Raw genomic sequence first — 13,420 nt, 5'->3', positions numbered from 1 at the left:
ACATAGAGGCGCCGCCCGGGCAGAGGCAGGGACAGGAGGCGTGATGCGCCCCGCGAGCAGAACCATATGGATGAGCTGTGCCGTGCTGGCGCTTTTGTCGGGCTGCATGGGCGGTGGCGACACTGCAGCGCGCGGCGCGAGTGACCCGGCGGCCCCGGCCTTGGGGCAGGCGGAGGCCTCCAAGAGCACCGTTATCGCAGACCTGTTGCGCCGTCGCTCGGTGATCGCGCCGGGCAGTGCCTATGCCAAGGTGGCGGGCGCGGTGCTGGAGGCCAACAGCCGCGCCGCCGAGGCCGACCTGCGCGCCGCGAAGCTGCGGGCGGTGGCGGCAGAGAAGAACTGGCTGCCCACCATCGGCCCGAGCGTTTCGCTCACCTCGCTGGGGGATCTGGTCTCCTCCATCATTCTCGATCAGGTGATCTGGCAGGGCGGCAAGAAGAAGGCCGAGCGGGCCTTTGCGGCGGCGGATGTGGAGCATGCCGCCGTGGTGCTGGCCGAAGATACCAACGCCCGCGTGCTCTCGGCCCTTTCACTCTACCTCGCTGCCGAGCAGGGCCGCGCCGAGGCGGCGGTGGCGGCGACCGGGCTGGAGCAGATGAAGCATTTCGAGTGGGTCATGGAGCAGCGGGTGAGCGGCGGCGTGTCTGACCTCTCCGAGCTTTCAGTGATGCGCCAGAAGCGTTCCGAGGTGGAAGCAACGATGAACGCGGGCGCAGAGGCTGCGGCCACCGCGCTGGCGGAGTTGAATGCGATGTCGGTGCGCCCCCTGCAGGATGTGCGGGGCCTCGGCAAGGCCAGCGTGCCCGGCGGCGAGCAGAAGGCGATTGGTGTGCTGAAGGCCGAGGCCGACAAGACGCGGCTGGTGGCGCAGGCCAAGATCGAGCGTGCCGGATACTTGCCCGGCGTTTCGGCGCAGGCCGATCTCAGCAATGGCGGCGGGGCGCTGAACGTGGGCGCAGAAAACGGTCTGGGCTTTGGCACCGGCGCACGGCTGAAGGCGATCAAGGCGGCCGAGGAAGGCGCGGAGGCCAAGCTGGGGCAGGCGCGCGAAAAGAGCGCCCGTAGCCTCGCCGGGCTGCGCCAAGAGCTGGCCGCGACAGAGCGGCAGGCCGCCGAGCAGGCGACGCTCGCCGCTCAGGCCCGGCGCAACTATGAGATTTTCCGCCAGCAGTATGACGGCGGGCAGCGCAAGGTGCTCGACGTGGTGAACACCTTTGAAACATGGCTGGATGCCGAAACCAAGCGCGTGGCCCTGACCCACAGGGCCGCGCTGACACATTTGAAAATCGCCGCGGAGCTGGGCCTGCTGGTGGATGGGAGCCGCATATGAACGCACCGCGCACCTCGTTGAAGCTGAAGATGAGCCGCGCCGGCATTCGTGGCGTTGTGGCGGGCAAGCAGGCATTGGGCAAGATTGCCCCGCTGGCGGCTGCGGAGGCGGCACCCGCTGCGGCGCCCGAGGCCACGCCCACGCCAAACCCCGCGCCAAAGCCCAAGGGCAACCCGGCGCAGCTGAAAGCCCGCGCCGAGCTGGCCGCCACCTATGCCGGTGTACTGGGCAAGGCGCTTTTGGGGCGCGATATTGCAGAAGATATCGCGCGGGGTGGCGGGGCCGAGCGGCCGGTGACGGTGGAGGCGCTTGCAGGCGCGCTCAGCCAGGCCGGGATGCTGGCCGCCATTCGCCGCGAGGCAGAGCCACTCCCCACCACATGGCCCGCCATCGCCCAGATGAAGCGCGGCCAGCTGGTGCTGGTGCTCTCGCAGCAGGGCGATGAGCTGACGGTTTATGACACCACCGGGCCCGACAATCGCACGGTGGTGCCGGTGGAAGAGTTTGCCCCGCATTATGCGGGCCGGGTGCTGAAGGCCGAGATGCCGCTGGCCGAGGTGGCCGCCTCGCATGACACCGGCGCGAAGCAGCCGCATTGGTTTTGGGGTGAGTTCCCGCGCTTTCGGCGCTACATCGCCGAGATCGCCATTGGCTCCCTCGTGGCTAACCTGCTTGCCGTTTCGGTCGCCCTGTTTTCCCTCCAGGTGTACGACCGGGTGATCCCGCACCAGAGCATGGCCACCCTCTGGGTGCTGGCTCTGGGCGCGGGGCTTGCTATTTTGCTTGAAGGCCTGCTGAAGCTCGCCCGTTCGCGCCTGATGGATGGTGGCGGGCGGACCATCGAGTTGAACGTTCAGCGCCTGCTGATGAGCCGGGTGGTCGGCATGCGCTCGGACAAGCGCAGCCAGTCGCCCTCGGAGCTGTTTGCCACGATGCGCGAGTTTGGCTCGGTGCGCGAGTTTTTCACCGCGGGCACCATCGGGACGCTGACGGACCTGCCCTTCATCGGCCTGTTCCTGCTGCTGGTCGCCGCCATCGCCGGCCCGGTGGTGTGGGTGCTGATCATCGGCGGGGTGCTGATGGTGCTGCCCGGCTGGTTCCTCCAGCGGCGGATGATGCAGCTCACGCGCGAGACGCAGGGCGCCAATGTGAAGGCGGGCCGGGTGCTGCATGAAGCGATCTACGAGTTGGACACGATCAAGGCGCAGCGCGGCGAAGACCGGCTGATGCGGGCTTGGGACGAACTGAACGCGCTCTCCTCGCTGAAATCCTCCGAGCAACGCCGCCTTTCTGCCGCGCTCACCTTCTGGAGCCAGGGCGTGCAGCAGGCCACCTATGTGGCCGCCGTGGTGCTGGGCACTTTCCTTGTTTTCGCCGGCGACTTTACCGTGGGCACGATCATTGCCGTGGGCATCCTGACGAGCCGCACCCTTGCGCCACTGAGCCAGCTTGCGGCCACCATGTCGCGCTGGTCGAATGTGAAGCACGCGTTGAGCGGCCTTGATGCGGTGGCCGAGGCGCCGCAGGACGTGGCCGAGGGCCGCAAATATTTGCGGCGTGAGCATTTGAAGGGCAGCTACACCTTGCTGGGCACGCGCTTTGCCTATGACGAAGAGGCCGCGCCGGTGGTGGATATCTCTGCGCTGCAACTGAACGCGGGGCAGACGCTGGCGGTGCTGGGCTCCAACGGCTCTGGCAAATCGACGCTGATGAAGCTGCTCACCGGGCTTTATGCGCCCACCGAAGGGCGGGTGATGCTGGATGGCACCGACATTGGCCAGATCGCCCCCGCCGACCTGCGCCGTGGCATCGGCTACCTCGCGCAGGACGTGCGGCTGGTGGCGGGCACCCTGCGGGACAACCTCAACATGCACCTGCTGGAGCGCGATGATGACCGGCTGTTGGCGGCGCTGGACTTTGCCGGGCTGGGGCAATTTGTGCGCAGCCACCCCAAGGGGCTGGATCTGGATATTCGCGATGGCGGCGAGGGCCTGAGCGTGGGCCAGCGGCAGGGTGTGGGCTGGGCGCGGCTCTGGCTGCAAGACCCGCGTGTGCTGCTGCTCGACGAGCCGACGGCGGCCTTTGATCAGGCGCTGGAGGCGCAGATCGTGGCGCGGCTGGGTGAATGGCTGAAGGGGCGCACGGCGGTGATTGCAACGCACCGGCTGCCGATCCTGTCGCTGGCCGAGCGGATCGTGGTGCTTGGGCAGGGGCGGATCGTGGTGGATGGCAGCAAGGATGAGGTGCTGGCGCATCTCAAGCAGAGCGGCGCGGCCAAGCGCCTGCCGCTGGGCGGTGCCGCATGAGCGCTTGGAGCGCCTCTGGCTCTTCGGGGGGCGGCACCGGCTTTGACGCCCAGCTTGAAACCCGCCTCAACCGCCCCTCCCGGCTGATCTGGACGGTGGTGGCGGCGGTGGTGATCTTTCTGCTCTGGGCGGGCTTTGCCAAGGTGGATGAGATCGTGCGCGCCCCGGCAGAGCTTGTTTCGTCATCGCGCCCGCAAATCATCCAGAACCTCGAGGGCGGCATTCTGGCAAATCTGGCGGTGAGCGAGGGGGATGAGGTGGCCCCCGGCGATGTGCTGGCGCGGCTGCAGGGCACGGGCTTTCAGACCAACGTGGATGACATCCGTGACAAGATCACCGGGCTGGAGATCCGCCGGTTGAGGCTGGAGGCGGAGCTGGAGGGGATGTTTGACTTCACGGTGCCCGATGCGCTGGCGGAGCGCAGCCCCGAGATCGTGGCCTCCGAGCGGGCATTGCTGGCCGCGCGGCAGGCGGATTACACCGCCCGCGCCGATGGCGCCCGCGCGGTGCTGGCGCAGGCCGAGGAAGAGAACCGGCTGATGGAACGGATGCTGGAGCAGAAGGTGGTGGCGCTGATCGAGGTCACCCGCACCCGCAAGGCCGCCTCGGATGCGCGCGCGCGCTACGACGAGGTGGTGAGCACCGCCGAACTGCGCCGTGCGGATGAATATGCCGAGACGCTGAAGGAACTGGCGAGCCTGCGCCAGCAACTCAGGATCAGCGCCGACCAGTTGGCGCGGACCGAGATCAAATCACCGATGAAGGGGGTCGTGAACAAGATTTCCGTGTCCACCATCGGTGGCGTGGTGCGGCCCGGCGAAGAGATCTTGCAGATCGTGCCGCTGGGTGATGACCTGTTCGTGGAGGCACGGGTGAAGCCGCGTGACATTGCCACCGTGCGCCCCGGCCAGCCTGCGACCATCAAGCTCTCGGCCTATGATTACACCATCTATGGTTCGCTGAAGGGGGAGGTTTACTTTGTCTCCGCCGACACCTTCAAGGATGAGCGCCGCCCCGAGACGGAGCCGCATTACAAGGTGGTTCTGAAGATCGACGACAGCGCCCGCACCGCACGGCAGGCCAGCATGGAGATGCGGCCCGGGCTGGTGGCGGATGTGGAGTTGCACACCGGCGAGAAGACCATCCTGAGCTATCTCACCAAGCCGCTGACCAAGGCGGGCGAGGCCTTTCACGAGCCGTGAGCGTGGTGGGACAAGAGGGAGAGTACATACCCGCGTCGGTGGCGGATATCAAAGGGCAGCTCGGTTCGTTTCTTATTGTCTGGTCCACGTTGGAGAAGGCGCTGGACGAGGAGCTTGAGGAGCTAGATAGCCGTTCTTCTCGCCTACTCTTTGGACAGAAACTTGAACGCTGGGAGTCAGCGCACGCCGCGTTTGGCGAGGGCCGGCCAGATCATGCCGAGTTGTCAACTCTGGTAGCGCGGCGGATGAGGGCCGTGTTGGCTTTCAGAAACCGGGTGGTCCACGGGCTGGAGGGGGTGTGGGCCAATTTCCCCGGTTGCGATGAGCCCGCCGGATTGCGCACTCGGCTGAACGACACCCTTCAGTTCCATTCGATGGAAGAGCTAGAAAGGGAAATCAAGGTGATGGCCAGCCTGCCGCGCGCTCTTGGCCTGTTGCGTTCTGCCACGAAGGAGACCAACCCGTTCCAGCTTCGGGAAACCTACCGCGCCTTTCGATCCGATTGCTTGCCCTTTTTGAGCGATTAGGCCAGCGCGTCTTCCCACGCCTCCAGCACGCCCTCCGGTGGGGCCAAGCCGTCGTCGTAGCTGATCGCCTCATTGCCATAGTGCGCCACCAGCCCCACTATTCCTTCGGCCAGCAACCGTGCCCCCAGCGGGCCAAGCCGCCCTTCGGAGGCCAGCAGGGCCTTTTCGCGCCAGAGGTAGAACCACAGCGGCGTGCGCTTGTGCAACTCGTCCTCGACCAGCACCGCGCCTGCATCGCCCCGGCTGAGATCGGCGGGTTCGAGGCGGGGCATCAGGGGGAAGCGTGCTTTGCGCGTCGCATCGGACTGGCGCAGGGCCGTCAGCACGCCCTGCGCGGTGGGAATGTTCAGCCAGTAGTTGATGGCAAGGTGGCGCGACGAGGGTTGGCGGAAGGGGGCCGCCGAGAGCAGGGCCGCTGCAAACTCCAGCGGCATCACCGGCCCCTCGGGCGCATTGGTGAAGAGCGGCGCGCGGGCCTCGCGCACGGCAGAGATCATGGCACCATCGCAGAGCGCGGGCAGCAGCCGGTTGAGCAGCAGCCAGTGCAGCGCGGAGGCCGGATCGGGCAGGGCAGCGAGCGCTTGTTGCACCCGCGTGGCGGGCGGCGGCAGCACCGGGTCGGGCCGGGGGGCAAAGGGGTGGGCCTGCACGAGGTAATGCGACATCGCCTCGCGGTCGAGCGGCAGCAGGGCCTCGCTGGCAAAGTCGGGCGGGCTGATCCGCGCGCGCTCGGTGGTGACGAAGCAGAGCGCGGCCTGCGCGGCGAGCGGCACAAGGGCCAGCGCCTCGGTACGGGTGCCGCCCCATGCGATCTCCTCGCCATCCATCGCGTTGCCGAGCCGGGTGAGAAGCTGGTTGAGACCCAGCCGCTCTTCATCGGCGGCATCGGGAAAGAAATACCCCGGACGAAGCGCCCAATCCGGTGCTGTATCGGTGTCGGGTGCGGTGTCGGGGCGGGGCCCGACGTCTCCATTGGCGAGACAGATCTTCAACTCAAATGTCCTTCAACTGGCCCCTGAAAATACGATTGGGCCGATATGCGCTGCATTGACTACCGCTGCCCGGCCACGCTGCCGGGCTGCGGGGGGAGGGCGCGGGCACCAAGCCGCGCCACATGCTGGGTTTCGTTGGCCGCTGGCCAGAGCGCGGGGCCGGGAGGCGCAAGGCCGAGGTAACCGTCGGCCAGATAGCGCGCGTATTGCGGCGCGGCGACGGAGCTTCCGTTCATCGGCATCCGGCTTCCCGAGGCCGCCCCGGCGCCGATCACGCCGGGGCAGACGGCGGAGCGGTCGCCCTCGGCGGAGTGGTCGGGCTTGCGCATCGGGGCGGTGGCGGCGGCGGCATAGGGCGCGGCGGCGCGTGGGGGGTGCCCGGCCAGAGGCGCGTAACCGGGCGCACCGGGCAGATCGCCAAGCGCGGCAAAGCCCTTGGCCAGCCGTTCGTCGCGCGTTGTCGAGGGGCCGACCACCTTGCTCGCCCGGCCGGTTGCAATGCCGTTGAGGCTGCCCTCGCGCTTTACCACCGAGGAGCCGCTATCATAGACGGCCACGCCGCCCATCGCATCCCAGCGCTGGTAGGCCGGGTCATCGAAGTAGCTTTGCCGCCCCTGTCGCCGGTAGCCGAGGGGGGCGTCATCGCGCTGAATCCAGGCTTCGATCCGCTCGCCTTCGGAGATTCGCGCGCGCAGTTCCACCGTCCAGAGGCCGGAGGGTGCGCCGGGGCGGGCGACGGCGGCGGGCATGCAGGAGGGGGCGAGGGCGATGAGCACGCGCTTTTTGCGGGCGATGCCGTCGAGCGCCTTCTGGCCCTTCTGCCGGTCAAGCGAGATGCGCCCGATGACGGCGGTTGGGTCTGCGGCCTCGTGGATTACCACGGCCTGTTTGGCGTTGAGGCCGGTGACGCGTGTGGGCGTGCCGCCGGGCGGGGTGAGCCAAAGCTCCACCCCGGCGGCGTTGCGCGGCATCCAGAGCTCAAGGAAATTGGAGCTCTCATCCCCCGGCTGCACGCGCCAAGGCAGGGCGAGGGCGGTTTTGGCCGTGCGGCCTGCCGCGCCGCCTGCCACCTCGGCGTGGCCGCGCGCCAGAAGCCGGTTGCCCGCAGGCAGCACAACCTCAACCTCGGCGCGCCCCGGCTTGGTCGGGAATTGCCGCGCCAGCCGCTCGATATGGGCCTGCACCAGCGTATCAATCGCCCGCTCCAGAAAGTGCAGCCCGTTGTGCGGCCCGCCGGAGAGCGAATAGGAAAAGTTGATGACCACCGGAATCGGGAAGCCCTCGGCCAGTGACATCAGCCAGGCCCGGTCAAGGATATGCGCCGCGCCCGCAAGTACGAAGGGCGACATGAAGGCCCCGGATGTGGCCATGGTGACGGCGGCGGGCAGTTGCACGGTGAGCAGGCGCAGATGGTCGGGGCCGTCGCCCGCCGCGAGAGAGGCGACATGGGTGCCGTGCGAGAGACGTTGCGCAACGGTATGCACGCCCGCGCGGGTAAAGTCGCCAAGGCCGAGGGCGGCGAGACGGTCGACCTCGGGTTTGGGGCCTGCGGCAAGCTCGGCGTCGATCTCGGCCTTGGTCAGCTCGCGCCCGAAGGGCACGGTGGTGGGGCCGGTGGGCGCGGCGGCATCTTGCACCCATGCAAAGTCCACCCGGGTGCGGCCGGACGCATCGTGGAAGGCGCTGTGGGCCGGGTTGATGCCGTCGTCGATCACGCCGACGATGGTTGCCGTGGCTTCGGGCAGGCCCTGCGCGGTGTATTCCATCACCCGCTGGTTGCCGGTGGGCAGGGAGACCTTGCGCAGCGGGGCGCGAAAGCGGAGCGTGTCACGTGAGGCTGTGCGCGCCTCGTCTTCGGCCTCCTCAGCCTCGGCCTCTGCCAGCTCGCCTGCCTCGTCCATGTCAGGCGGGGCCGCCAGCTGCCTCTTGCCGCCCTCGGCCGGGGCCAGCAGACTGAAGCTGTTTTTCTCCGGGTCAAAGGGCGCGATAGACTGGAAGGTGCCCTGCGCGCTTTCGGTATTGCCGTCGATGTTGACCGACCGGGTGAGCAGTACCACGTCAGTGTCGCCCTCCATGCGGAAGGGCTCGGGCAGATCCTCGATGTCGCCCGCCTGCATGGTGTCGACGGTGAACATGTAGCGGAAGTCCTGCGGATCATCGCGGTCTTCGGTTGCGGTCAGGTCAAACTCCAGCGCGTAGCGGAGCGACCATGCCGAGTAGGGGTCGAACATCGCGGTGACGCCTTCAGGGTCGTCCTCGGGGGTGAAGCTGAGCGTGTCGGGCATGGCGCGGGCCTTTGTTGGGGTGGGGAGGGCAGGGGCGAAGGATCAGGCGTCTGCCCATTCCTTCCGCGCCTCCGACCAGAGCCAGGAGAGCATCGGCGCGGGTGACACCCCGGCCACGGCTGCGCCGCGTGTGATCAGCGTGCCGTGGGTCTTGGGCGCATCCGCCGCGAGGTCGTAGACCTTGGACAGGTGATAGTCTTCATCGCCGATGCCGACGCCGTTGAACTCTGCCTCAGACACCGCCGCGCCGTTGGCCCCGGCCCGCTGGGCGAGATAATCGGCCAGAGTGAAGCCAAGCGCGGCCCCGGCGAAGTTGTCTGCCGGAAAATGCACCCCGGCGACCGTGCGATTGACGGTGATACGCGCTGCCGTGGCCATCAGCAGCTCGCTTTGCTTGGGCAGGGCGGCCTTGCCCTTCAACAGATGGATCAGCAGCCGCGCAACACAATGGCTTTCGGTGGCGTGGCCCGAGGGCAGGGCGCCGTGGCCGGGCGTGGGGATGAGCGGCATCATCTGGGCCGAGAAGCGATCGGGGCGCAGGCAGGCGAGGCGCTGCTTGAACTGCATCTCGGTGCTGATGGTCGCCGCCTGAACCACGCCGATCAGCTCCAGCGTATATTTGTGGATCCCCGCCCGCAGCCCGAGAATGGGCTGGAAGAAGGTCATCGCGTAACCGACCTGATTGAAGATCTCCGCGGCCCGGTCGACCCGCAGGTCGGCGTAGTTGTGCACCACCGCCGTTTGGGCGAGGAAGTCATCGGGGGAGGGGCGGGTGAGTTTGACGAGGCGTTTGTATTCGGTTCCGGGCGGGGTATCGGCATCGCCGCCCGAGGTTTCGAGGTGGAAGGCCGCGCAGCTCTCGCCCGAACCGGTGACACCGATGGAGCCGACGGTCTCACCGAGGATCATGTTGAGGCGCTCGGTGGTGCCCCATTCGGAGAGGGTTGCCACATCATTGGCGGGCATTTGCGTGGGGGCGTTGGCGAGGGCCTCGTAGGGCCCGGCGATCCCGTCCCGGCTGGTGAGGATCGAGCCGGACATGCCGGGCGAGTAGCCGCCGCCCACGCCAGCCACGCCCGCGACACCAGCAACTCCGGCGACACCCGCCACACCGGCAACGCCAGCAACCCCGGCAACGCCTGCCACCCCGGCGACACCTGCGACACCCGCGACGCCAGCAACACCGGCCACTCCGGCGGAAGTTGAAGCAATAGACATCCTGAAAATCCCCTTGTTGAACTAGTTCGGTATTCCAGCCTCCCGAAGGGCGCTGGCCCAGGTTCGCCCGCTCTCGTAATCGGCGGCGGGGTGATCCCTGAGGTAATTTCTGATGGTGAAGGACGGGTCGGCCCGCAGCAGGGTTTCTGCGGTTTCGCGGGCCTCCTGCATACGGCCGAGCTGGTGCAGCGCCACCACGCGCGCGCGCTGGCTGGAGGCGTGGCGGCGGTTGGCGCGGATCGAGCGATCGGCCAGTACCAGCGCCCCCTCCGGGTCGCCCGCCGTCAGCTTGGCGGCGGCGGAGAGCGCATCATAGAAATAGGCCTGCGGATCGAGCGGCGAGAGCGCCCGGGCGCGGTTGGTGAAGGTCACGGCCTTGTCGCCATCGTCGGTGAAAGCGTGGAGCACGCCCTTGAGCAGCCAAGCCATGGCGTTGTTCGGGTCCAGCTCGATTGCCTCGTCAAACCGGCGCATGGCAACGTCGTGGCGCTTGAGAAGGTTGTTGTTGACCAGCCCGTCCATGGTGAGCGCAAAGGAGCTGTCGGGCTGGAGATCGAGCGCGCGGGCGGTGTGGACGCGGGCATTGACGGCATCTTCATCCAGCCGCGACGACCAGCCCTGCACCACCGAGAGCACATGCCACTTGCCCATCCAGCTGTGCAGCACGGGGCTGTCGGGCACGCGCTCGATGACCTCTTTAAGATAGGTCTTGGATTTGGCGAAGCTTTGCACCGAGAGCCGGTGCATGAGGGTGATCGAGCTCATCAGCAGGGCGTGGCTGTCGACGTCGGGCAGCGGCGAGGTGGCGGCAAGGTCGAGCGAGGTATCCATCACCGCCCGGCCTATCTCGGCGGAGAGGCCACCCACCAACTCGTCGCCACCGCGCAGAAAATCAGACATCGAGCTGGTCAGTTCGCGGGTCCAGCTGATGCGGCCTGTCTTGATGTCGATGAAGTCGGCGTTGAGCATCATCTTGTCGCCTTGGGTGCGGTAGTTTCCGGCGACCACATAATCGGCGTCGAGCTTGTCGCGGATCTCTTCCAGCGCCACCGAACGGGCATCGAGCGTGCGGCAGGAGAGGTGCGAGATCACATCGAGCATGTGCGAGCGCGAGAGCGACCGGCTGATCTCTTCGGAGAGCATGTCGCCCAACTGCACCGGCCCCTGATAGCCACGCGCGGTGGCGAAGGGCAGGATGGCGATGGAGGGTTGCAGGTGAATCCCGCGGTTGAGGATTTCCTGCGCCACCCGCCCGGGCCTTGTGCGGGCCACGGCTGAAAGCACGGTGCGGTTGCTTTTGCGCTGGCCCTCTATCCACTCTTCAAAGCCGTCTTCGGCGATTTCGGTGCCTTCGAGAAAGTCGCCATCCTCCAGCGTGCCGGTGATGCGGATGCGTTCGAGGTGCAGGCTGATCTCGGAATTGTTTACCTCGAAGAGATCGTTGAAATCTTCGCCGAAGAGGTTGCGCAAGTCGGTCAGGGCGCGGCGCAGGGAGGCCCGGCCATGCTCGTGCCCGGAGCGGCCCCAGAGCATATCTTGCAGCCAGGCGCGGGTGCGGGTGCCCTCGGGCGCCGTGGCCAGCATGGCCAGCATGGCGCGGATCTTGGTGGAGCGGACGCGAATATCATCGCCGTCTTCCCAGGACAGCGCAAACACCCCGAATAGCCGGATGCACATGACCCGCACATCGACAGCTTGTGTCGCGGCGCTTGGCTGCTGTGCTTCCTGCGGCTGAATCATCAGACGTCCCCCTAGCAATGACGTAAGGTTAACCAGATGAAGCCTCTTGAGAAGGTGGCTTCACGCTTTATTCACGATACCTGTTAACGCCCGTCAGCGCGACTTTTTTGGGCGCGGGATGAAAGGTTTGGCACTGGTGCTTCGGAAGTGACTGCGCGAGGGTAGGGGCATGGCAGAAGAAAGTGAGAGAGCGTTTGCCGCACGTGCGGCGGTGCGGGCGGAGGCAGAGTTGATCTTCCGCGCAGGGGTTGCAGCGGCTGATCCGGAGGCTGCGGTGGCGCGTGCGCTGGAGGCGGAGGGCTGGCAGGGGCGCATGGTGATCGCCGTGGGCAAGGCGGCCCCGTCGATGATGCGCGCGGCGCTGGCCCGCGTTGGGCCGGTCGAGGCGGCGCTGGTGGTGACCAACCCGGAAAACGCCTCCGAGGTGCCCGGTGCCCGGGTGATGCAGGCCGCCCATCCGGTGCCCGACCCGGGCGGGCTGGCGGCTGGCGAAGCAGTGCTGGAGATGCTGGCGCAGGCCGGGCCAGAAGACAGGGTGCTGGCGCTCATCTCTGGCGGCGGCTCGGCGCTGCTGCCCGCGCCGGTGGAGGGCGTGAGCCTTGAGGACAAGGCCGCGGTAAACGCCGCGCTGCTGGCCTCGGGCGCGGATATTCACCAGATGAACCTCGTGCGCCAGCAGCTTTCACGCCTGAAGGGCGGCGGCTTTTTGCGGGCGGCGGCCCCGGCACAGGTGCGGGCGCTGATCTTGTCGGATGTGCTGGGCGATGACCTTTCGACCATCGCATCGGGGCCCACCGCCCCGCCTATTGGCACCCGCGAAGAGGCCGTGGCGCTCTGCGAGACTCTGGGCATTTGGGCCGGGCTGCCGGCCTCTGTCCGGGCGCATCTGGAGGCCGAAGCACCGGAGTTGCCCGCCCTGCCGCCGGCACAGAACGAGATTGTCGGCTCCAACGGGGTGAGCCTTGCCGCGATGGCGCGGGCCGCGCCGGGCGCGCGGGTGGTGCAGGAGGCGTTGGAGGGCGACGTGAACGCGGCGGCGCAGGTGGTGGTAGAAGCCGGAAACGATGGCCCCGGGATCATCCTCTTCGGCGGCGAAACGACGGTGCGGCTGGGCGAAAACCCCGGGCTGGGCGGCCGCAATCAGCAACTGGCGCTAAAGGTGGCCGAGCTGGCCGACTGGCCGGGGGACTGGGTGTTTCTCAGCGGCGGCACCGATGGCCGGGATGGGCCGACCGATGCGGCGGGCGGCATGGTGGACCATGGCACCAAGGCGCGGATGGAGGCGGCAGGCAAGAGACCGGCGGACTACCTTGCGCGCAACGATGCCTATCACGGGCTGAAGCTGACGGGGGATCTGCTGATGACCGGCGCGACCGGCACCAACGTGGCCGATCTGCAGGTGTTGATCCGGCGGTAAAGGTCGGGCTCAGGCCCTACCGCGCATCACTCGCCTTCGTGGCCCTCTGGCCCGGTGTCGATCAGCCAGCCGCCGGGGCCGGCGACGCTGTCGGGCAGAAAATGCGACACGGTATAGAGAACTTCGCGCAGCAGAACGCAGACGAGAAATGCTGAGATCACCTGTCCGATGGTGATGGTGTAAAGAAATTCCATGGGTCCACTCCCCTATACCGATAGGGGCAAGCTCGCTGGCAAATGGGGCGAAATAGAGACGGGCGGTGGACGTGGAAGGGGCCTTTTGCGGGGTTTTCCGGTGTTCCGCTACGTCACTTTTGCGCTGCCATAGGTTGATGTGGCGCTTTCTGTGGCATCGGGCTGGATGAAAAAAGGGGCAAGCTCGGCGGCTTGCCCCTTTTGCTGTG

At 67.3% G+C, this 13,420-nt stretch carries 10 protein-coding genes; 5 read left to right on the top strand and 5 right to left on the bottom strand.

What is annotated here, in order from left to right; all coding sequences use genetic code 11:
- Positions 1–43 precede the first annotated feature (43 nt).
- From ACXAG6_RS15760 to ACXAG6_RS15745, 4 genes are read left to right on the top strand one after another with little or no spacing between them, the layout of a single operon-like run.
- Positions 44–1,330: a TolC family protein gene (locus tag ACXAG6_RS15760; RefSeq protein WP_475338740.1), complete on the top strand. Its 1,287-nt coding sequence runs from the start codon at positions 44–46 to the stop codon at positions 1,328–1,330.
- Positions 1,327–3,636, top strand: coding sequence for an ATP-binding cassette domain-containing protein (locus ACXAG6_RS15755; RefSeq protein ID WP_475338738.1), 2,310 nt, complete (start codon positions 1,327–1,329; stop codon positions 3,634–3,636). Before ACXAG6_RS15760 ends, ACXAG6_RS15755 begins: the two co-directional genes overlap by 4 nt.
- A complete protein-coding gene (locus tag ACXAG6_RS15750) occupies positions 3,633–4,838 on the top strand; it encodes a beta-barrel domain-containing protein (protein WP_475338737.1) in 1,206 nt (401 codons plus the stop codon). The genes ACXAG6_RS15755 and ACXAG6_RS15750 overlap by 4 nt, the downstream gene beginning before the upstream one ends.
- On the top strand, positions 4,835–5,365 hold the full coding sequence (locus tag ACXAG6_RS15745; RefSeq protein WP_475338736.1) for a hypothetical protein: 531 nt from the start codon (positions 4,835–4,837) through the stop codon (positions 5,363–5,365). Before ACXAG6_RS15750 ends, ACXAG6_RS15745 begins: the two co-directional genes overlap by 4 nt.
- Here the strand turns inward: ACXAG6_RS15745 and ACXAG6_RS15740 are convergent.
- The 4 genes from ACXAG6_RS15740 to ACXAG6_RS15725 are packed head-to-tail and all read right to left on the bottom strand — an operon-like array spanning position 5,362 to position 11,600.
- Positions 5,362–6,357: a hypothetical protein gene (locus tag ACXAG6_RS15740; protein ID WP_475338735.1), complete on the bottom strand. Its 996-nt coding sequence runs from the start codon at positions 6,355–6,357 to the stop codon at positions 5,362–5,364. The genes ACXAG6_RS15745 and ACXAG6_RS15740 overlap by 4 nt on opposite strands.
- Positions 6,358–6,416: 59 nt before the next feature.
- Positions 6,417–8,642, bottom strand: a complete 2,226-nt coding sequence (locus ACXAG6_RS15735) for a S8/S53 family peptidase (protein WP_475338734.1) — start codon at positions 8,640–8,642, stop codon at positions 6,417–6,419.
- 42 nt (positions 8,643–8,684) lie between these two features.
- Positions 8,685–9,860 carry a phosphatase PAP2 family protein gene (locus ACXAG6_RS15730; RefSeq protein ID WP_475338733.1) on the bottom strand — a complete coding sequence of 392 codons (1,176 nt, stop codon included), beginning with the start codon at positions 9,858–9,860 and terminating at the stop codon, positions 8,685–8,687.
- A gap of 21 nt (positions 9,861–9,881) precedes the next feature.
- On the bottom strand, positions 9,882–11,600 hold the full coding sequence (locus tag ACXAG6_RS15725; protein ID WP_475338732.1) for a tetratricopeptide repeat protein: 1,719 nt from the start codon (positions 11,598–11,600) through the stop codon (positions 9,882–9,884).
- A gap of 169 nt (positions 11,601–11,769) precedes the next feature.
- Between ACXAG6_RS15725 and ACXAG6_RS15720 the strand changes: the two genes are divergently transcribed.
- Positions 11,770–13,017: a glycerate kinase type-2 family protein gene (locus tag ACXAG6_RS15720; protein ID WP_475338730.1), complete on the top strand. Its 1,248-nt coding sequence runs from the start codon at positions 11,770–11,772 to the stop codon at positions 13,015–13,017.
- 26 nt (positions 13,018–13,043) lie between these two features.
- Here the strand turns inward: ACXAG6_RS15720 and ACXAG6_RS15715 are convergent, their stop codons facing one another.
- Positions 13,044–13,211, bottom strand: a complete 168-nt coding sequence (locus tag ACXAG6_RS15715) for a hypothetical protein (protein WP_168223016.1) — start codon at positions 13,209–13,211, stop codon at positions 13,044–13,046.
- Between the last annotated feature and the right edge of the window lie 209 nt (positions 13,212–13,420).

This window comes from Vannielia sp. ABF1_015 (genome assembly GCF_056160745.1).
This window is presented reverse-complemented; position numbering and strand designations above follow the sequence as displayed.